The 19,852-nt window shown below is 63.9% G+C and carries 23 protein-coding genes; 17 read left to right on the top strand and 6 right to left on the bottom strand.

Going from position 1 to position 19,852, the window contains the following annotated elements; genetic code table 11:
* Positions 1–12 precede the first annotated feature (12 nt).
* On the bottom strand, positions 13–801 hold the full coding sequence (locus tag HV701_RS03080) for a hypothetical protein (RefSeq protein WP_003056223.1): 789 nt from the start codon (positions 799–801) through the stop codon (positions 13–15).
* 6 nt (positions 802–807) lie between these two features.
* On the bottom strand, positions 808–1,710 hold the full coding sequence (locus tag HV701_RS03075) for a WYL domain-containing transcriptional regulator (RefSeq protein WP_012204593.1): 903 nt from the start codon (positions 1,708–1,710) through the stop codon (positions 808–810).
* Positions 1,711–1,799: 89 nt separating this feature from the next.
* Here HV701_RS03075 and HV701_RS03070 point away from each other — a divergent pair, with 89 nt between their 5' ends.
* The 5 genes from HV701_RS03070 (at position 1,800) to HV701_RS03050 (ending at position 7,430) form a co-directional block, all read left to right on the top strand.
* On the top strand, positions 1,800–2,993 hold the full coding sequence (locus HV701_RS03070; RefSeq protein WP_003056221.1) for a ComEC/Rec2 family competence protein: 1,194 nt from the start codon (positions 1,800–1,802) through the stop codon (positions 2,991–2,993).
* The gene (locus tag HV701_RS03065) at positions 2,990–5,245 is read left to right on the top strand and encodes a Mov34/MPN/PAD-1 family protein (protein ID WP_003056220.1); all 2,256 of its coding nucleotides are present in this window, start codon (positions 2,990–2,992) and stop codon (positions 5,243–5,245) included. The genes HV701_RS03070 and HV701_RS03065 overlap by 4 nt, the downstream gene beginning before the upstream one ends.
* 45 nt (positions 5,246–5,290) lie before the next feature.
* Positions 5,291–6,361, top strand: a complete 1,071-nt coding sequence (locus HV701_RS03060) for a ComEC/Rec2 family competence protein (RefSeq protein ID WP_003056219.1) — start codon at positions 5,291–5,293, stop codon at positions 6,359–6,361.
* Between the two features lie 376 nt (positions 6,362–6,737).
* The gene (locus HV701_RS03055; RefSeq protein ID WP_012204591.1) at positions 6,738–7,088 is read left to right on the top strand and encodes a DUF2958 domain-containing protein; all 351 of its coding nucleotides are present in this window, start codon (positions 6,738–6,740) and stop codon (positions 7,086–7,088) included.
* 63 nt (positions 7,089–7,151) lie between these two features.
* Positions 7,152–7,430, top strand: a complete 279-nt coding sequence (locus tag HV701_RS03050) for a hypothetical protein (protein WP_003056215.1) — start codon at positions 7,152–7,154, stop codon at positions 7,428–7,430.
* 142 nt (positions 7,431–7,572) lie between these two features.
* Here the strand turns inward: HV701_RS03050 and HV701_RS03045 are convergent, their stop codons facing one another.
* Together HV701_RS03045 and HV701_RS03040 are read right to left on the bottom strand one after the other, a co-directional pair.
* Positions 7,573–7,872: a hypothetical protein gene (locus HV701_RS03045; RefSeq protein ID WP_012204590.1), complete on the bottom strand. Its 300-nt coding sequence runs from the start codon at positions 7,870–7,872 to the stop codon at positions 7,573–7,575.
* A 147-nt stretch (positions 7,873–8,019) separates the two neighbouring features.
* Entirely contained in the window at positions 8,020–8,283 is a 264-nt protein-coding gene (locus HV701_RS03040; RefSeq protein WP_012204589.1) for a hypothetical protein, read from the bottom strand.
* 524 nt (positions 8,284–8,807) lie between these two features.
* On the opposite strand from HV701_RS03040, the gene HV701_RS03035 reads away from it, so the two are divergent.
* From HV701_RS03035 to HV701_RS03025, 3 genes are all read left to right on the top strand, one after another.
* Entirely contained in the window at positions 8,808–9,635 is an 828-nt protein-coding gene (locus tag HV701_RS03035) for a DUF932 domain-containing protein (protein ID WP_003056211.1), read from the top strand.
* Between the two features lie 75 nt (positions 9,636–9,710).
* A complete protein-coding gene (locus tag HV701_RS03030) occupies positions 9,711–11,777 on the top strand; it encodes a ParB/RepB/Spo0J family partition protein (protein ID WP_003056209.1) in 2,067 nt (688 codons plus the stop codon).
* Between the two features lie 62 nt (positions 11,778–11,839).
* On the top strand, positions 11,840–12,049 hold the full coding sequence (locus tag HV701_RS03025; protein WP_003056207.1) for a hypothetical protein: 210 nt from the start codon (positions 11,840–11,842) through the stop codon (positions 12,047–12,049).
* 130 nt (positions 12,050–12,179) lie between these two features.
* Here HV701_RS03025 and HV701_RS03020 read toward each other — a convergent pair whose 3' ends face one another.
* Entirely contained in the window at positions 12,180–12,698 is a 519-nt protein-coding gene (locus HV701_RS03020; RefSeq protein WP_011517543.1) for a GNAT family N-acetyltransferase, read from the bottom strand.
* Between the two features lie 821 nt (positions 12,699–13,519).
* Here HV701_RS03020 and HV701_RS03015 point away from each other — a divergent pair.
* A complete protein-coding gene (locus HV701_RS03015; protein ID WP_012204587.1) occupies positions 13,520–13,834 on the top strand; it encodes a DUF736 domain-containing protein in 315 nt (104 codons plus the stop codon).
* Positions 13,835–14,187: 353 nt separating this feature from the next.
* Here HV701_RS03015 and HV701_RS03010 read toward each other — a convergent pair whose 3' ends face one another.
* Positions 14,188–14,481, bottom strand: coding sequence for a helix-turn-helix domain-containing protein (locus tag HV701_RS03010; RefSeq protein WP_003056202.1), 294 nt, complete (start codon positions 14,479–14,481; stop codon positions 14,188–14,190).
* A gap of 223 nt (positions 14,482–14,704) precedes the next feature.
* Here HV701_RS03010 and HV701_RS03005 point away from each other — a divergent pair, with 223 nt between their 5' ends.
* The 8 genes from HV701_RS03005 to HV701_RS02970 all read left to right on the top strand — a co-directional run bounded on the left by HV701_RS03005 (position 14,705) and on the right by HV701_RS02970 (position 19,658).
* Positions 14,705–15,052, top strand: a complete 348-nt coding sequence (locus HV701_RS03005) for a DUF2958 domain-containing protein (RefSeq protein ID WP_003056199.1) — start codon at positions 14,705–14,707, stop codon at positions 15,050–15,052.
* A 341-nt stretch (positions 15,053–15,393) separates the two neighbouring features.
* Positions 15,394–16,152, top strand: coding sequence for a DUF2285 domain-containing protein (locus HV701_RS03000; protein WP_011517541.1), 759 nt, complete (start codon positions 15,394–15,396; stop codon positions 16,150–16,152).
* 83 nt (positions 16,153–16,235) lie between these two features.
* Positions 16,236–16,517 (top strand): helix-turn-helix transcriptional regulator, encoded by a 282-nt coding sequence (locus tag HV701_RS02995; RefSeq protein ID WP_023123353.1) that lies wholly within the window; start codon positions 16,236–16,238, stop codon positions 16,515–16,517.
* Between the two features lie 26 nt (positions 16,518–16,543).
* Positions 16,544–17,401, top strand: a complete 858-nt coding sequence (locus HV701_RS02990) for a replication initiator protein A (protein ID WP_011517539.1) — start codon at positions 16,544–16,546, stop codon at positions 17,399–17,401.
* A 253-nt stretch (positions 17,402–17,654) separates the two neighbouring features.
* Entirely contained in the window at positions 17,655–18,293 is a 639-nt protein-coding gene (gene parA / locus HV701_RS02985) for a ParA family partition ATPase (protein WP_003056189.1), read from the top strand.
* Positions 18,290–18,553 carry a hypothetical protein gene (locus HV701_RS02980; RefSeq protein WP_003056186.1) on the top strand — a complete coding sequence of 88 codons (264 nt, stop codon included), beginning with the start codon at positions 18,290–18,292 and terminating at the stop codon, positions 18,551–18,553. The genes parA and HV701_RS02980 overlap by 4 nt, the downstream gene beginning before the upstream one ends.
* Positions 18,550–19,074: a DUF2840 domain-containing protein gene (locus HV701_RS02975; RefSeq protein ID WP_003056183.1), complete on the top strand. Its 525-nt coding sequence runs from the start codon at positions 18,550–18,552 to the stop codon at positions 19,072–19,074. Before HV701_RS02980 ends, HV701_RS02975 begins: the two co-directional genes overlap by 4 nt.
* On the top strand, positions 19,071–19,658 hold the full coding sequence (locus tag HV701_RS02970) for a S26 family signal peptidase (protein ID WP_011517538.1): 588 nt from the start codon (positions 19,071–19,073) through the stop codon (positions 19,656–19,658). Before HV701_RS02975 ends, HV701_RS02970 begins: the two co-directional genes overlap by 4 nt.
* The last annotated feature ends 194 nt before the right edge of the window (positions 19,659–19,852 follow it).

The raw sequence follows: 19,852 nt of genomic DNA, 5'->3' as shown, positions 1-19,852 counted from the left end.
TTGGGCAGAACCTCAGTCTGTAGTCGGTTTTACGGCTTTCTTCCGTGAGGAGGAAGAAGGCAACGACGGCAAACATTCAAACAAACGTTCCGCATAGACGAATCCCATCCGCCTTACTGCGTCCTGATCGAAATACAGTAGCCATGCGGCAAGTAGCGCCAGCGAAATGAGCAATGTCAAGCCTGCGGCAAGCCCTGGATCGGCAAGGTGCACCAAGTCAAATTGGAGAGGTGCTACCTGCAAAATCTTTGCAATCAACAATCCGTAGACGACGCCCATGAGGCACGACAGGATACCGACAGGCTTCATCGCCAGCATGTTGCGATGAAATCCATAGGCGATGTTCTCTTTCAGCAAGAGCTGCTTGTTGGAACGCGTGAGTTCGCGAAGCCGCTTAGTGGCACCGATGTAGATGTCGTCTGCCTTGTCTGGGTTTGCTGATTCTTCTTCTGCCGTTGGCATGGCGATACCCAACTTGGCAGTGATCGCCGTGTGATAACGCTGCTTGCTGACACCATCAAGGAACTTGTCGCGGTGGCGTAGTGCGATGGTCGTGGGCATGCCACCCCATTTTGAGACCAGCATCTCTTCAAGTTTTTTACCACGTCCGCGCGCTACGCTCGCGAGTGCATAGATAGCGCCGCAGCCGCCCAGCAGGCCGATCACACCTGTAAGCACAGGGTGCCGAGCCCCGTAGACGCACAACAGCGGCACCAGCACGGGTAAGGCCACAAGAAGGCCAGGGATAACACGTGCCTTGCGCTCGTAGGGGTCTTTGACCAGTTCAAAAATTGTTGTCATGTGAAGTCAGGCCTGTGCCGCCAAGGCGTCGATATAGGGTTGGATTTCATCGCGGTTTTTCAGCGTGATCTGCTGTGCGAGGGGGTCTGGTGCTTCCTTGGTATGCAAACCCAAACGTCTCAGCGTGTAGTACAGAAACGCTTGGCGGCATGGAAGTTTGACCTCTCCATCTTCCATGCCGTAGTCCAACTCTAAGACTCGTTTCTTGGCTGCAGGCAAATCGGGATGCGGTGCAAGTACCAGCGTCAATACAGTTTGCCAATGCGAATCTTGGTTGGAGTCCACTTGGGTCGCCTCGAAGCCATCGATGCGCAGGATTCGAGCAAGGACGAAATCGCTGAAGCGCTGGCGCTTGTGGCAAAACGCGCGCATGTGCCAGCGAAAACCGTCATTGCCAAGGGCGTGGGGAGACAGCAAGCGAACCGATTCATCCAACGACGTCATGGACTGGTAGCTCACCAGAATGGATTCCTGCTGGCGGATTGCGCGCACCACTGCTTCGACGGTCTGCTCATTGATCGTGCGCCAAGGGGACGGGGCCCAATCTGTCTCCGGCGCGGAGCCGATGAAGCTGGCCGTCGGCTCGACAATTCCCATCTTTGTCGCTAGCAGTTCTGCTAGATAGCGTTGCGCCGAGCTTCGTTGGTAAAGCGGGTGAAAACTCTGCGCTGCCGTGTAGGTCTTGGAGCTGCGGTCGTAAGTCAGGTTGCTCGGCGCCAACTCCATGTACTTGGAAATGTCCAGCGATGCCTGCGGGACCGAAATACCAAAGTGCTCGGTGAGATCCATCCGGTTGATGCGCCGCTCCCAGCGCAGACGGAAATCGATGAATTGAAGTCTGCTCTCCAGCCCCCAACTTAGCCCCTTAGGCTCAGCAGGTTCGGCGGCAGGAAAGGAAGGTTTTTGCATCAGTCACGCCTAAAAAGTAGACGGATATAAAAAATCGTCGTACATTAACTATACGCGATCATCCTTCGGTCGTCTACCCGGAGACCCCAGTGCCTACAACCATCACGTTTTTTCCCGTCGACAACGGGGACATGACCCTCATCAAGTTCGGCGATCTCGACGCGACGACTCTGCTGATCGACGTAAACATCAGGCAAGACGCCGACGACCCTGACGGGGAGGCGCGCGATGTCGCCAAGGATTTGCGCGAACGACTGAAGAAGGATGAGAACGGCAGGCCGTATGTCGATGCGTTCCTGCTGAGCCACCCGGATCAAGACCATTGCCGAGGGTTGAAGCGACACTTCTACCTAGGGCCACTCGACAAGTACCCGGACGACAAGAAGGACGACAAGGACAAGAAAATCGTGATCCGCGAGATGTGGTCGTCCCCGATCGTGTTTCGACGCGCCAGCAAGACGCACACCTTGAGCGACGACGCCAAGGCATTCAACACGGAGGCGCGTCGGCGCGTGCAACTGAACCGTGACAAGAATTTCGCCGTCGGGAACGGTGACCGCATTCAGATCATGGGCGAGGACATCGACGGAAAAACCGATGATCTCACTTCGATTGTGCGGAAGGTGGACACGCGCTTTTCAACGATCAATGGCAAGAGTTCCGCATTCTTTTCTGCGTTTCTTTTGGCTCCACTGGACGCCCAGGATGACGAGGAAGAGGAAGAGTGCCTGGTCAAGAACCAGTCCAGCGTTATTCTGAACATCACGTTGGCGGCTGACGCGCAGACGCCGGATGGTGCGAAATTCCTTACTGGTGGCGATGCTGAGGTGTTCATCTGGAACCGCCAGTGGCAACGCCACAAGGCTGAAGCAGATGTGCTTGAGTACGACATCATGCAGGCGCCTCATCATTGTTCCTGGCATTCGCTGTCCTATGACAGCTGGTCCGACTACCGTGAAAAAGCCAAGCTCGATGCTGATGCTCGCAAGGCGCTTTCGCAGACCCGTGACGGCGCCGTCATCGTCGCCAGCTGCAAGCCGATTGCAGATGATGACAGCGATCCGCCCTGCATCCGTGCGAAGCGTGAGTACGTGACGATCGTGGACGAAGCAAAAGGCGAGTTCTACTGCACAGGCGAGTACCCCAGCGAAAAGTCCGTGGAACCGCTCGTTTTCACCGTAACCGCTCAGGGTGTGCAACCTCCCTCGAAGAAGGAGTCCGGATCGAAGGCCGCTGCCGTGGTGACCTCTGCGCGCACCCCCATGCCGCACGGAGCATCATGACGGGCACCATCGCAGACGCACTGCATCAACTTCAGCGGCATCGAGGCCTTATCCGCGTTGGCGAGCCAAGGACAACTGGTGCATCGACGGAGATTGAAGTCGATGTTGCGGTCCAACTGCCGAACAGGTCTCGGCGCAATGGTATCTCTGAGACCGGAGTGCGCACCGTCGAGACGTGCGTGCTGGTATTCGGTAGTGACTGGCCCCTGTCTGCACCCGAGCCCTTCTTACGTGCGGACTTCCCGCTCAACTTGCCGCACATCAACCCCCATCGCCAAGGCGAGTTAGTCTCGCCGTGCCTATTCGAAGGGTCGTTGAACGAGCTGCTGCATCGGTTTGGCCTGGACGCCGTTGTCGATCAGTTGATCGACTGGCTGCACAAGGCCGCGGCCGGAACACTCCTGGACCTGGAGCAGGGGTGGGAACCAACGCGCCGAGACAGCTGTCCTTCGACCGTTGTATTCAGTGCCGAGAAGGTCGCGGCCGCCGCTCCCGCTGACGGCACGATTCTGGTGGTTCCCGCAGGCTACGTGACGATCGATGGCGGTCTGTACGCCATCATCAACGCCGAACTGACCGCACAAGTCGATCCTGTGTTTTATCAGGATGTTCACAACGACAAGCTGGGCAAATGGGGGAACGGCCATGCCGCGGCCTTCATCGCGCGCGCTCCGATGACCGACGGCCTCCCGCATGTGATCGGACGCTATCAACCAGAGACAGTTGTCGATCTCGCGACGCTGCTCGATCGAGCAGCGGAGCTTGGTATTGATCGCGACGCTTTGGCCCAGGAAGTGGACGGTTATTTCGGACGCTCAATCCTGGATATGCGACAGGACTCGCATGGCTGGGTGCATGGTTTGTACGCGATTGTGATTCTGGCTGTGCAAAGGCCAGCGTCGCTTGTGGGCTCGCCAGGGAGGAGTGTCGAGGTATTGCCCTATGTGGTGCGCTATGAACTCAACGCTCAATCGCTCCTGGAGCGTAACGCCACGGTTCACCCGGCCTTTCACGCGCATGCGTTGTCTCCTGAACTGCTGGCAAGGACGTCCGGCATTCCATACGCAGCCACATCACAGCCGCTGGTCGTGCTCGGCTGCGGAAGCGTGGGATCGAAAGTCGCGATGCAACTGGGGCGAGCGGGCTTTGGTTCGATGACTTTCGTCGACAACGAACCCATGTCGCCTCACAACGCCGCGCGGCATGCACTCATTGAGCGGGCATCAGTTCTGGTTCCGCCTCGGAAGTCGGCGCTGATGAAGACAGCCTTTGAATCGCTGTCGCATCTTCAATCGCGAGCGTTCGACACCGACGCAGTGACTCTTTTGGTCGATCCGGAACAGTTTGCGGCAACCGTTCCGCAGGATGCGGCCCTCATCGTGGATGCGACGGCGTCACTTCAGGTGCTGGCTGCAGAAACACAATCGGCAGCGTTGGATCAATCCCCAGCCCGATTGGCACGGATCGCGATGTATGGTCAGGGGCGCTGTGTGGCGGTATTGCTCGAAGGAGCTGGCCGTGCCGGCCGAGTTGACGACCTCACGGCGTTCTTGTTCGAGTGCTGCCGGTTTGCACCGGAACTGCGTGCGTCGATTGCCGGCGAGACGTCTGAGCCGACTCGGATTTTCGTGGGTGACAACTGTCGTTCGCTGACGATGCCTATGTCTGACGCCGTTGTTTCGCGGTCGACGTCACTGGCCGGCCTGCAACTGGAACGATGGCTCGTTGATGGGCTTCCGAAGGAAGCGACGCTTTGCGCCGGAATCTCAGATGCCGAAGGCCTTGGAATGGCATGGACCCGCGCCAGCCTTGGCCCGACCACTGCGCTTGAAGTCGCAGACGATGGTGGCTGGAACATTCGGGTCCTGTCCCCAGTTGCGCAAGCAATCCATGCTGATGCGCTGCGCTGGGGTGCTCTGGAAACAGGCGGCGCCTTGATCGGCCGCATCTCGTTTGAAAATCGAACCATCACCATTGCAGGCCTTGTTGAGGCACCGCCTGACAGTGTTCGAGAGGCCGCCCGCTTCGTCCTCGGAACCAACGGGCTTGTTCAAAATTTGCGCGCCGCAAACGCGGCCTCTTTGGGGTATCTCGCCTTTATAGGAACGTGGCACAGCCACCCGAAAGGCGGCGCACATTCGGGTATCGACCGAAATACATTGCGCGGCATCGCCGAGGATGCTGGCGGCCTTCCGGCCGTGTCGTTGGTATGGACTCCGACAGGACTCACGTGTGCGGTGGATCGCTGGTAGGTGCAAAGCCACCGGCACTTTGTTGGCATAAAACAAGAGGGATGTATGGCTGACTACTTCGAGATCGACTTTCTTGGCGTCGAAACAGCGAAAAGCGGGGACGCGATCACGCTGCGCTACTCGGTGAATGGCACCGAGGGCGTGCACGTTGTTGACGGTGGGTATCTGGATACGGGTGATCAGATAGTCGAGCATCTGAAGACGTACTATGGAACAACAGTCATCGACCATGTGATCCTCACGCACCCAGATCGCGATCACGCCAACGGACTACGAAAAGTCCTGGAGCAATGCACGGTCAGGAATCTTTGGATCAACCGGCCGTGGATATACGCGGACCAGTTGATCGATCGCTTTGAGACCTATGAATCGGTTGAAGCCCTGCGACGGAAGTTGCGCTCAATCTACGATGCCACGGCAATTCTTGAGGATATTGCGGTGGAGAAGGGAATTCCAATCCATGCCCCCCTTCAGGGGCAGAGCATCGGTCCGTTCGCGGTCATGGCACCTACCCTGGGGCGCTACTTGGACCTGATCGTGGACTCCGCGAAGACACCGGAAGCTGTCGAAGAAAGTGCTTTTGATAGCGCGCTGAGCAGCATATTCCGGGCAGTGAAGGCCGCGACCGCCTACATCAAGTCCCTGTGGGGCGAGGAATATTTCCCGCCTGAGCCGACCAGTCGTGAGAATGAAATGAGTGTGGTGCAGTCGGCTGTCTTGAACGGTCATCGCGTCATGCTTACTGGCGATGCCGGGCGTGAAGCACTGCAGGAGGTGATCGACTACGCACCTTTCGTGGGACTCGCGCTGCCAGGTATTCGGTATTTCCAAGTGCCCCATCACGGCGGGCGACACAACGTTTCGACCGAAGTCTTGGATCAACTGCTCGGCCCACGGTTGAACAGTATGCCGGACAAGCACCATTGGAATGCCATATGCAGTTCTGCCAAGGCGGATGAGGATCATCCGCGGAAGTCGGTGATTCGCGCCGTATTGCACCGGGGTGGGCACTGGGCGGCAACTGAAAGCCAGAACATACGCATCGGGGCAGGCATCACCCGCGATGGCTGGGTGCCGATTCCCCAGGCGGCGTATCCGGAAGATCAAGAAAATTGACAGCGCCTGAAGGCCAGCACCACTTTTCAACTGCCTGCTGGCAACTTGGCCTGCATCCCGACGTTCCTTCGTCGGGCTCATGGGCTGCGCCCCGAGCTTCGTGCCGAATCGCAGTCATCCGGCTTCAAGCCCGGACGCTCTGATCTGGACTGACGCTTCGGACCTGCGCGCTACGCTTGTCAATACCGGGGTGGCTGCGTGGTGAGGTGTGGCGGCTTGCTGTTCCCTTCATCGTGCCACGGCGTGCCCGCCGTCAATGACTGCGCACCTTCGGCGCTTGCGGCCTGGCGGCCGTCTTCGATCTTTGACTGCTTGCGCTGCGCCGTGCCCTGCAAGGGCTGGGCAATTCCGCCCGGTAACCTTACAGGAGTTCACCATGAACCACGCATTCATCACGGACGAGCAGCGCATCGTGCTGCTGGCCAACGGCCGCGAATCCTTGGAGAACCCGGACTTCGATCCGGCCCCAGTGGTCAAGCTGTTCACGCCGGATGCCGGCGCGACCTGGCTGCTGACCGAGATTGATCCCGATGACCACGATCACGCCTTCGGTCTTTGCGACCTGGGCCTAGGGATGCCGGAAATCGGCTGGGTCAGTTTTTCCGAACTGGCGACCGTGCGCGGGCGGCTGGGCTTGCCGGTAGAGCGGGATCTGCACTTTCGTGCCGAGAAGCGGCTGAGCGCCTATGCGCGCGATGCGCGGCTGGCGGGGCGTGTCGTTGTCTGACCTGGTTCTGGGGCGCCGCAAGGCGCTCCTGAGCGTTCTCAATCATTTCAGGAGGTCAAGGCCATGAGCAGCCACCACGACTACATCCTCGAAATCACGGCAGAGCATGATGCGTTCAAGCCGTTCCCACCGGAGAACGGCCAGCCCTTGCGCTTTGCGCTCGGCGACGCGGTGATCTATACCAACGAGTTTGGCGCACAGTTCCGGTGCCGCGTCACCGGGTTTTATCGTCCCAGCGGACTTTCGGGCCTGTACGCGCGCGGTGCGCGCTACCTGCTGGACTCGTCATCGCCGTGGATGCCGGTGTCGGAAGCCAGCCTGCGCCCCGACGACCCGGCCTGATGCCTTCGCGCCCCTGGCGGGGCGCTACGCGCTGCGCTTGCCTCCAGGGGAAAGCCCTGCGGGCTATCCCCGCCGCGCAGGCTTGGCGCCCCTCTCGCGCAGCGAACCGGCTGGTGCCGGATCGCTCCCTTCATGCCGGACATTACGATGGCACTTCGGGCGTGGGTGTGTCGGGTTCGTAGTCGCCCAGCCACTCGAAGAGACGTTCGATATCGCAGTCCAGCTGGTTCAGCGTGGCCTGGGCCATTGCGTACCAGGTGGTGCCGTCGTCCGTTTCTTCGGAGGCGGACAGCAGGACGTTGAGCTGTGCGCGCCGTCCCAGCAGGCGCTGCATCTCGTTGCCTACCGTCTTGCGGTCGGTGGTCCAGATGAGGGCCGGCAGAAAGATGCCAGGCCCTTCTGCTCCAGGCGCAGGCGTTCCGGGTTGCATGGGATCGCTCATGGTGGTTCTCCAGAAGGTGGAGATTCCACGGTAGGCATTGGCCCGTGACCGGGCCACTCGAAATTCGCGCTATTTCGGGGGGATTTCGGGATCAGCGCCGATCGGCCGTGGCGCAGTCATGCGGGCGGGCTGCCTTTGAGCCGGTGCTTACCAGGGCTTCCAGCGCCGCTGGGGTGTTTGCGGCACGGCGCCGAGCAATTGGATCGGCGGCAGTGCATGGGGCGCATTGTTCCTGGGGAAGCGCCGGCGCACTTCGCATTCCAGTTCGTGCGCGAGGCCGCGTGCGTCCTTCTCGCCGCGCAGTGCCCGTTGCCGCCAGTCTCGGGCCTGGGCCATCAGTTCATCGTCTTGTAGGGCTCGTATGTCCATGCCATTGCCATTTTGCCGATGGCTGGGTGGGTAGCTGTCCACGGGGATTTCATTGAAGTCATGTGGGCGTCCCCGGCCACCTGGGAGATGGCCGGTCGCGCTCTCGTGCTAGCGCATCGAGCCGCCTGCGGCGTCTCGCCCCCTTCGGGCTTCGATCGTTCCCTCACTCCGTTCGGCTGACGCCTCCGGCCCGGCTTCCAGCTTCGAGCCTGCGCGCTTCGCTTGCCGTGCGGTCGGCTTGTGGGATGGCCGTTGCCATGTCCAGTCCTCTTCCCTGACTTCATCACCTTGTCCGCGACTGTAGCCCGCGGCCGTGTGCCGTCAAGGCGCGCAGGGCCGTGTCCTCGGCTGCGCCTGCGGGCCGCCCCACCCTGCGCTTGTTTCCTTGACGGCCCCCGTCCGCGCGCTCCCTTTCGTCGCGGGCGATGAACTCAGGAAAGACGGTGGCAACAGGGCCAACCGGGTTCCTCGCGCCGACCGCACCGAACAGCCGAAAGGCTGGGCTTCGAATCTTGGAATCCGGTGTGCGGTTTTCTTCAACAGCCTTTTTGTTCAGGAGAAAGACCATGCAACTCGCATCCCGCTTCGCTTCCCATTCCCCCGCATTGCGCAGCGACTCCCCGCTGTCCGATGACCAGATCCGCCGCGTGGCCCCGTCCATCTTCGCGGATGCCCCCCATGAAAGCCGTTCCGAGCGGTACAGCTACATCCCCACCGCCGCCGTGCTGACCGAGCTTCGCAAAGAGGGGTTTCAGCCCTTCATGGTGTGCCAGACCCGCGTTCGCAACGAGGGCCGGCGCGAGCACACGAAACACATGCTGCGCCTGCGCCACGCCAACCAGATCAACGCCCGCGAAGCCAATGAAATCATCCTGCTGAACTCGCACGACGGCACGAGCAGCTATCAATTACTGGGTGGCATGTTCCGCTTCGTTTGCAGCAATGGCCTTGTCTGCGGCGACACCGTGGGCGATGTGCGCGTGCCCCACAAGGGCGACGTGGCGGGCCATGTCATCGAGGGCGCCTATCAGGTGCTGAGCGGCTTCGAGCATGCGCAGGAATCGCGCGAATCCATGCAGGCCATCACGCTGGATGCCGGGGAATCGGAAGTGTTCGCCCGCGCCGCGCTGGCCCTCAAGTACGACGACCCAACCAAGCCCGCGCCCGTCACGGAATCGCAAATCCTGATGCCGCGCCGCTTCGACGACCGCCGCCCCGACCTGTGGAGCGTGTTCAACCGCACGCAGGAGAACCTGACCAAGGGCGGATTGCATGGCCGCGCCGCCAATGGCCGCAGACAGCAGACCCGCCCCGTGCAGGGCATTGATTCGGACATTCGCCTGAACCGCGCCCTGTGGCTGCTGGCCGATGGCATGCGCGCCCTCAAGGCCTGACCCCCTCTGACGTGTTCCCCGCCGGAGGGGCGGTTTCCCCTCCATTCCCTTGTTTCACTTGATTGGAGATTCACCATGAACGCCGTTACTTACACCGAAGCTCAAGCCCTCGACAGCCGCGCAAACGTGCTGCAAGCCGCCGACCCGAGCAAGCACATGATTCTGGTTCCGCTGTCGCGGCTGGTGCTGCGCCCCACGGGCCGCAACGTGCGCAAGACCGTCCCGCGCATGTCCATCCCCGAGCTGGCCGCGAGCATTCAGCGCGTGGGCCTGCTGCAAAACCTGATCGTGATTCCCGCCGCCGATGACCTGCATTACGAGGTGGTGGCAGGTGGCCGACGCTTTGCGGCCCTCAAGCTGCTGGCAAAGAAGCACCGTATCGCCAAGGATTGGGACGTGCCTTGCCTGCAGGTGGCCGATGGCACGGCCCGCACCGCCAGCCTGACCGAGAACGTGCAGCGCGAAGCCATGCACCCAGCAGACCAGTTTGAAGCCTTCGCCGCGCTGGTGGCCGAAGGCCGACCGATTGAGGACATTGCGGCGGATTTCTCCGTTACGCCGCTGGTGGTGCAGCGCCGCTTGAAGCTCGCCAATGTCTCGCCGCGTTTGATGGAGGACTACCGGGCCGATGCCGTGAGCCTCGATCAGCTGATGGCGCTCTCCATCACCGACGACCACGCCGCGCAGGAATGCGCGTTCTACGATGCGCCGCAATGGCAGCGCCAACCCTCGCACTTGCGCGAACGTCTGACGGAGCGCGAGATTGACGCCTACCGGCATCCGCTGGTGCGCTTCGTCGGGCTGGACACCTACGAGCAGGCGGGCGGCGGCATCCGCCGCGACCTGTTCGCGGAGGGCGATGCAGGCGTGTACCTGACCGACGCCGCGCTGCTGGAACGACTGGCGCAAGACAAGCTGGCGGGCATCGCCGCAGAGGTGAAGGCCGAGGGCTGGGCTTGGGCTGATGCCACGCCGGGCGTGACCCATGCCGATCTGCACGCCTTCCAGCGTGCGCCGAGGGAGCGCCGCGAGCCGAACAAGCGCGAAGCACAGCGCATCGAGAGGCTGCAAGCCAAGATGCAGGAGGTGGCCGAAGCCATTGATGCCGCGACGGACGCCGACGACGAGGACAAGGCCGATGCGCTGCAAGAGGAAGGCGAGCGGCTGGGCGAGCAGTTGCAGGCGCTGGAAGACGGCTTGCAGGGGTACGGCGCGAACGTGAAGGCCGCAGCCGGGGCCATCGTCACCATCGGCCGCAACGGCGAGGTGGTGATTCATCGCGGACTGCTGCGCGAGGCCGAGGCCAAGGCACTGCGCACACTGGAGAAGCTGCGCCAAGGGTTCAGCGACCCAGATGCCGCGAACGATGACGAAGGCGAGGACGACGAGCCGCCCAAGGCAGCAGCGATTTCCGACCGACTGGCCCAGCGCCTGAGCGCCCATCGCACCGCCGCGCTGCAAATCGAGGTGGCCCGGCATCCGCAGGTGGCGGTGGCCGCGCTGGTGCATGGCATGGTGCAGACCGTCTTGCAGGGCCGCTACTACGGGCGCGACCTGCCGCTGGGCGTGAGCCTGAAAGTCCAAGACCGGCTGGACGGCATGGCCCCGGACTGGCCCGAGTCACCCGCCGCTGTGGCGCTGCGTGAATTGCAGCAGGCGTGGAGCGGCAAGCTGCCCGAGGACAGCGCCGAACTGTTTGCCGCGCTGCTGGCGATGGAGCAAGGCGAACTGGTCAAGCTGCTGGCCGTGTGCGTGGCTTCCACGGTGGACGTGGTGACGCCTCGCGCCACACCGCACCAGCCCGGCGAGGAACTGGCGCAGGCCGTGGGCCTCGACATGGCCGCATGGTGGCAGCCGACCGCCGAGGGGTATTTCAAGCACGTTCCGAAGGCGGCAGTTCTGCAAGCCGTGGGCGAGTACGCGCCCGATCAGGTTTCCCGGCTGGCGAAGCTGAAGAAGGCCGACATTGCCAGCGAAGCCGAGCGGCTGGCCGATGGCGCGGGTTGGATGCCTGCCATCTTTAAGGTCGAAGGCCCGCAGCAGGCAGTGAAGGAAAGCGCGCAGGAGGCAGGCCCGGAGCAGGACGCCCCGGAGGATGCCGAGGCAATGGCGGATGAACCCGCCGAGGCGCTGGCCGCTTGACCCACGCCGAAGGCAAGCGCCCCGGCTTCGACCGGGGCGCTTCGCTGCAAGGAGAAGCCCCCATGACCCGCACCACCACCAACCGCCCGCGCATGGCGGCGGTCTATGCACCCGGCACGGTGCGCGCCCGCCGCTGGCACGGCGATGGCGACGTGCGCGGCTACCGACCGCCCTCGGGCTGGTCGGCCCGCGCTGACCTCACCGACATACATCCCATCACGGGCCGCGCCTTGCCGCGTGCCGTGTGGTGGATCATCGAAACGAAGGAATGATCATCGTCAGCACCGCGCCCAGGCCGTTCCGCCCTGGGCGCGGTGAAACGCATAATCCGGGCGCGGCGGTGGCCGCGCCCGGTGTTGAAGCCGAATAGCCGGGGCATTACGCCGCCGCCTTCACTGGCACTCAGGCGGCGGCGTTGAAGGCATCGCTGTACTGCGCGATGCCTTCGGGCACTGGCCCATGGAAGGCCAGTGCGAGAAAATAGCCGGGCGGCACGCCCGGCAGTTGCAGGCCCGCATGGGCCTGGAAGCCAAAGCGCCCGTAGTACGCGGGCTCTCCGAGCAGCACACAGCCTTCGGCCTGCATGGCCCGCAGTTCAGACAGCGCCTGTTCCATCAGGCGCGAGCCGATGCCGTGCCCCTGCCTCTGCGGCAGGACGGAGATCGGCCCCAGGCCGCACCAGCCTTTGGCCTTGTGGCCGTGGTCGTTGGTGATAGTCACCGGCGACAGAGCCACATGGCCGACGACCTGGCCGTGTTCTTCGGCCACGATGGAAAGCGTCAGTTCGCTAGCGTCGCGCAATGCACGCACGATGAATTGCTCCGTGTGGCTGGTGTGCGGCGCATCGGCGAAGGCGGCAATGGTCACGGCCTCGATAGCGGCAATGTCGTTCGTGGTTTCGTGTCGTAGCTGGATGGTCATGGTGTTCTGCGTTCCCTGCTCAAAATATAGAACGGCCTGGGCGTGTCGGCGCGTAGCGCCGCCGGGCTTTCGGGCTGCGCCCCGTGCCGACTTCGCTGTCACGGCCATTCGGCTTCAATCCACTCACGCCTTCGCGCCTGCGGCGCTGCGCGCTGCGCTTGCCTCCGGGGGATCGGCGCAAGGCCCATCCCCGCCGCGCGAGCTTGGCGCCCCTCGATGCCGCCGAACCGTCGATGCCGGATCGGCCCGGCCAGCGCCCCGCCGCAATGGACGGAGCTGGCGAACACGCTGGTGCTTGCTGCGGCAGGTTGTGCGAATGCGTGCCGTCCTCAACGCTGGCGGTTCTCGCCCATCACGTCACGAAGGACGGTTCACGGACATCCCGCCCGGCATCGCTATGGAGCTTCCACGCCACGCCTCAAGACCGGCGCCGCAAGGTGCGGCCGGGGCGTTCTCGCTTGTCGTCGGATGGTTGACCTGGCCCGCGTCAGTGGGCGAGCCGGTGCTGCCTTCGTGCGGGGATGCCGAGCCGGCCCTGCCTCCTTTCGATGCGGTTCGGCCCAAGGCGTCCTTGTGTTGTTGTGAATCCTAGCGGTGGCGCGGCTGCGCCTCGGGCTTCATGGCTGCAACCGTCCGGCGAAAACAATTTCCCCTGCTTTGTCACTGCGTTCGGCGCATTCCTCGCGGGACAAATTCTTTTCGCCTCCCGGCTCTCCACTGCGTTGCGACCGCAAGCGGTGCAGCCCGCCCGTCCCCCGCCGGCCGGATCACAACAAGGACGCGATGGGCGCGAACCTTGTTCCACCAAAAGGAGTTTCATCATGGCCAACATCGGCACCTTCACCGCAGACAAAGACGGCTTCACCGGCACGCTTCGCACCCTGACGCTCAAAGTCAAGGTCAAGCTGGTGCCCAACGACAAGGGGGACAACGAGAAGGCCCCGGACTTCCGCCTGCAGGCCGCCAGCCACGACATCGGCGCGGCGTGGAAGAAGACCAGCGAGGCCGGGCGGGAGTACATCTCCGTGACCCTCGACGATCCTTCGTTCCCGGCCACGGTCTATGCCCGCCTGATCGAAGGAGAGAACGGCACGCACGACCTGATCTGGTCGCGCAGCAAGCCCCAGGCGGCCTGACGGCCGCCAGCGCCCCGCCCACTGCGGCGGGGCGCTGTACTGCTTGGATCAGCAGACTGGAAGGCTTGGCTCTCCCAGCTTCGTGATGGTGGTGGTCGGGCAGCATCACCATGACTTCGTGTTGCCAGGGCGAATGCAGGGCGATTCGGCGCACTGCGCCGACCGGGCTTTGCGGGCTGCGCCCCATGCCGACTTCGCCGTCATGGCCATTCGGCTTCAATCCCTATCGCAGCTGCGCGCTTCGCTTGCCTCCGGGGGAAAACCCTGCGGCCTCTCCCCGCCGCGCGATGCTTGGCGCCCCTGAAGTCCCCGAACCGGCTGCACCGGATCGGCCACGCCAGCGCGGTCGCACGCTATGGCGTGTCACTCTTCTTCGCCACAGTCTCCAACTCCTGGCGCACCTGCGCCAGCAGCTGATCGACCTGCTGCAGGTCGTCGCCGGCATAGGCCAGCGTCAGCAGCGTGAGCGGGTGCACCTCCATGACCTCGCACAGCTCGGCCAGCTTGTTCAAGGTGGGGCTTTTGAGGTCGCGTTCCAGCGTGCTCATGTAGGTGCGGCTGGACACGTCCGAGAACGCTTCCTGGCTCAAACCACGTGCTTTCCTGATGGTCTTTAGTGCCTCCGACAATGTATGTTTCGCTGCCAACCCTGGATCTCCGCAAAATCCAAGATGACATCCGATTGAGCCCTATAGGGCTACAATCTATAGTGTTCAACTATGCCCGCCTGCCGCTTTCGTGCTTTTACGGAAATCCGTATCTGCAGCTTCTCACAGAAGCACAAAACCGCATCCGTGCCTTTCCACAAACCCGCCGATGCGGTTTTGCGCTTTCACGCTTCGGCGGTTTTGTGCGAATGAGGTAACGCCCATGAACCAACTCATGACCGAGGACGAGCGCAAGCAACTGCTGGAACACGGCCGGGTCCGGGCCGCTGGCCGGGCCATCGACCCGCTGCCCGTGGTGCGGTTGTTCACGCCGGACGCACACGCCACTTGGCTGCTGGTGTCGCTTGACCCCGCTGACGGCGATACGGCCCATGGCCTGATCGACTTGGGGATCAGCATGCCTGAGCTGGGCGAGATCAAGCTGTCCGACCTCGCATCCATCGTCGGGCCGAGCAAACAGCCCGTGATGCGAGATCGGTATTTCCGGGCGGTGCGCCCGTTGTCGGAGTACCTGCGGCTGGCCCAGGAGAACGGTTCCGTCCTCGATTGAGCCGTTCGCGCCACGGCCAAGCCGGGCGCATTGAGGCTATTTCGGTCTTGCTCCAGACCCGTCAGGTCTTAATCCGCACTGTTGCACCAAACCAGTGCCACCCTGACGCAAACGGTCATGACGCCAGCCGTGCCATCGGGCACGGTGGATAGCGCAGGAGGCCGCATTTCCTCGCGCGCCACCGTCGCATTCAGACGATCCGCGCAATCCATCGGATGCTTTTCGTCTTGACACGCAAGTTACTAATCTACCAGCTTATTCACGATTGGATGCTAGTTCGATGCGGTGACGTTGGCGTGTGAAACCAGTGACGGCCGTCCTGCTCTACGGGAGCTTGCGTCATGGCCGAACCGCACCACCTCGCGCACTGGTATCCGACCGCCGCCTACCTCTACGTCCTGTGTCTGGACACGCTCGCACTGGCCTGGGAGTACCTGCGCCGCCATCCCGACTACCGGATCGACTGGCTGCGCCGTGCGCGCTGCCCCGATGCCGCGCATCGCTGGGGCTTGCGTCTGCTGGAAGACCCGGACGTGGATGCGCGTGACGCGCATCCGGCCTGGCTTCCCGGCCATGGGGCCGTGGTGCAGCTTCACCCCGATGCCGATCCGCCTCCGGATGCCACCGCCTTCGCGTTCTGGCGCATCCCCGGCCACAAGCAGTTGCTGCACGACGGCAAGGGTCTGGCGCTGATCGCGCGCAGCCCCAGCCTTTGCCAGCGCTATGCGCTGGCGCCTGGCCTGGAGGACGGCATGGCCGTGGCCCATGCCTATCGTGGCCGTCACGCCGCCCCTGCGGCCCCTATGCCTGGTACGCCTGCGTCAATGGCTCGGCCCAGGCCACCGCCTGCGGCGCTGCTGGAGCTACACACCCTGCAGGCGCTCGACGCCACCCTGGCGGGCGCGTCCTTGCGCGACGTCGCCGAGGGCTTGTTCGGTGCGGACGCCGCAGCCGGCTGGTACAGCGACGGCGGCCTGCGCTCCAAGGTGCGCCGCCTGGTGCGGCGCGGCGATGCGTTGATGCGCGGCGGCTATCGCCGCCTAGCACAACTGCCGCCGCTTGAGAAGGGTCGTTTTGAAGAGAGCGCAAAACGACCCTGAGCAGGAGGGCTTCGTTTTCTGAGACTGCCTTCATCCGGTTGCGCTGTGTGGCCGGAGCCCTGCAACCGATGGAGGTTCTCACCATGCGTCCTGCTCCCTTGCGGCCTGCCGCTACTGTCTCGACCGCTGCCGCGCAGCCCCAACGCTATCTCACCAACGACGAAGCCGCCGAGTACCTGCGCCTGTCGCCGCGCACGCTGGAAAAGCAGCGCGTGCTGGGAGGCGGTCCCAAGTTCCGCAAGTTCGGCCGCCGCGTGATGTACGCCGTGGTCGACCTCGATGCCTGGGCCGCCGAGCGCAGCTTCGAGAGCACGTCCGAGCCCGAGTACGCCGAGCAGCATTCGGCGGACAGCCGTGCGCGCTGATCGCTGGCGCGCGGGTGGCCTTCGCCATGTCCAGCCCCGCGCTGCCCATGCGGCAGCGACCGATGCAAGAGCGCGAACAGCTCGATCTGTTCCGCGCCTTGCCGGGCGACATGGCGCCGCGCGACAGCCAGGACTTGATGGCCTTTCCGTTCTTCTCGCTGGCGAAGTCGCGGCGCACGGCGCCGATCGACTTCCGCGCCAGCGGCATCACGATCCGCGTGGAGGGCACGCAGGAGCATGGCATCGCCACGATTTGGGATGCGGACATCCTGATCTGGGCTGCAAGCCAGATTGTGGAAGCCCGCGATGCGGGCTTGCGCCCGTCGCGGCTGATGCAGGCCACGCCCTACGAGATCCTGCGCTTCATCGGGCGCGGTACGTCGCTGCGCGACTACCAGCGCCTCAAGGCGGCCTTGGATCGGCTGCAGTCCACGACCGTGGCCACGTCGATCCGCGAGACGACCGGGCGGCGCCTGCATCGCTTCTCATGGATCAACGAGTGGAAGGAACTGGCCGATGCCAAGGGCACCCCCTTGGGGCTGGAACTGATCCTGCCGGACTGGTTCTATGCGGGCGTGCTCGATGCTGCCCTCGTGTTGACCATCGACCCGGCGTATTTCCGGCTGACGGGCGGGATCGAGCGATGGCTGTACCGCCTGGTGCGCAAGCACGGCGGGCGACAGCCTGGCGGCTGGCAGTTCGACTTCCAGCACCTGTACCGCAAGTCGGGCAGCGTGGCGCGGTACTACGACTTCGCCGCCGACCTGCGCGCACTGGTGGTGCGGCAAGCCTTGCCTGGCTACCAGTTGGGCATCGAGTACGTCTCGGGCATTGCCTCGCCGCTGCTGACGTTCCGGCCCGTGCCGTCCACGGCACGGGGATAACTGCTGCGCAGCCTGTGGACGGACTCGTGCTATCAGGCAACAGAGGTATCGTGCTATCAGGCAACGAATCCTCGTGCTATCAGGCAACAAAACCGGCCGCAAAGCTAATACTGGCGCGGGTTTCGGCCTCTCCTAACTTCCCTAACTTAAATACTCTAACTGGTAGTAGCAGCGCCGCGCCTCGGTGGACAACCGCCACAGGACGCGAAGCGCAGCGGCAACAGGCGGGCTTTCCGACACGGAGGGTCCGGTCATGATCGTCGCGCTGCTCAACCAGAAAGGCGGCGTGGGCAAGACCACGCTCGCCACCCACATCGCCGGCGAGCTGGCGATGCGCGGGCAGTCGGTCATCCTGCTGGATGCCGATCCACAGGGCTCCGCCCTGGACTGGACACAGCGCCGCAGCCAGCAAGGTTTGCCAAGGCTATTTAGCGCCGTGGGCCTCGCACGCGAAACGCTGCACCAGGAAGCGCCAGAACTCGCCAGGCGGGCCGATCACGTCGTCATCGACGGGCCACCCAGGATCGCTGCCTTGGCGCGCTCCGCGCTGCTGGCGGCCGAGCGGGTGCTGATCCCGGTGCAGCCCAGCCCCTACGACCTGTGGGCCAGCGCCGAGATGGTGGCGCTGATCCGTGAGGCGCAGGTGTTCCGGCCTGCGCTGCGCGCGGCCTTCGTCATCAACCGGCGCGTGAGCACCACCGTGATCGGACGCGAGGCCCGCGGCGCGCTGGCCGAGCAGCCGCTTCCTGCGCTGCGCGCGGAAGTGCATCAGCGCATCGTGTTTGCCGACAGCGTGGCCGCCGGCCGGCTTGCACGCGAGACGGCGCCAGACAGCGCCGCCGCGCGCGAAATCACCGCGCTGGTCGATGAACTGCTGCGGTGGCCGTCATGAGCACTCCTGCCAGCAAGCGCACGGGCAAGCGCATCGGCATCGGCGCTCGCCCGCCCGCGAATCCGCACGCCGAGGCGTGGATTCGCCAGGGCAGTGCCGATGACCTCCAGAAAGGCGACCTCTACACGGCCCGCCTGACCCTCGACATCACGCCCGCCATGCGGGCGCGCATCAAGGTATCGGCCTTCACGCAAGGCGTGACGGTGGCCGATCTGTTGCGCGCGCTGCTGGAGCGGGAATTCCCGGAGAAGTCCTCATGAACACACCCGCCTCGACGGCTTCGGCACCGCCGTCCATCCCGCCTGTCGGCGTGGCCGACGGCGTACCGCTGACGCGCGTTGCGCTCGCATACATCGACCAACGCTTCGACCTCTACCTGCGCTTCGGTGATCCTGCCCGCATCATCCGGTTCGACCGCTGGCGCCGCTGCGCGGTGTTCACGCCGAATGCGGTTCTCTGCCGCATCCGCTGGCAGGCCAACGACTACGGCACGATCCGCTGGCAGCTCATGGTGATGCAGGCGTGCATGCCGATGGATGGCGCGCAGCGCATCTCCGGCGTGCAACCTGGCGCGCGCCTCTTGCTGCACGCCGAGGGTGAGCAATCGGTGCGTGCCGTGCTGGCGCGCATCGACGCCATCGAGGCGCTGGGCATCACGCCTGTCGGCGTCTCGCCCGCGTACTGGCGCACGCTCGCCAACCGGCTCGCAGCGCACTTGCCGCTGCCCGAATACACCGCCGAGCGGCACGCCGCCTGGCTGGCCGGGAGGGCGCTGCCATGACCGCAGTTTCCACTTCCGGCACCGCGCCGCACCCTCGCTTGCGCGTGCGCGCTCGCCTCGTGCTGGCGGGCCTGTCCGCCTGCGGCCTCGCTGCGCTGGCCTGGGCGTCCTTCGTGCATCCGCTGCCACGCCTGACCTACAACCCGTCCGACAGCGTGGAGGTCGGCTGGTATCGCATCGATCCGCTCGACCATCGCACCAGCTCGCCACCACGTCCGTTGTCGGTAGGCAGCATCGTGCTGGTGCCGCTGCCTGCCGAGGCTGCCGCGCTCGCTGCGCAGCGCGGCTACCTGCCGACGCGCATTCCTCTGCTCAAGCGCGTGGGCGCGGTGGCGCCGCAAGAGGTGTGCATCGCTGACGGCAAAGTCCGCATCGACGGCGTGCCTTCAGCCGCCGTGCTGTCTGCCGATCGCTGGGGCCGGCCGCTGCCATCCCGGCAGCAATGCCACCGCTTGCGGCATGGCGAGCTGTTCCTCCTCAGTGTGACCAATCCGGCGTCGTTCGATAGCCGGTATTTCGGGCCGGTCAGCGCAGCTTCCGTGATCGGCGTTGCGCGCCCCGTCTGGCTGGAGTCGCGCCCATGATGGCCACCGATTCGCTGCGCATCATCGTGCTATCGGGCGTGTCGTTCTGCTGGCCGTTGTCATGTCGTCGCGCGTGCAGTGCGAGCGCATCCGCGCTGCACTTCGCGCTGCCTCCGGCGCAGCCGTCCCACGTGCAGGCGTCTTGCCTCGAACACGGCTGGCCTGCGGCCATTGCCGTGTTCGCCGGTGCGCTG

The organism is Achromobacter pulmonis (assembly GCF_902859765.1).
Taxonomy (GTDB): Bacteria; Pseudomonadota; Gammaproteobacteria; order Burkholderiales; family Burkholderiaceae_B; genus Achromobacter; species Achromobacter pulmonis.
This window is presented reverse-complemented; position numbering and strand designations above follow the sequence as displayed.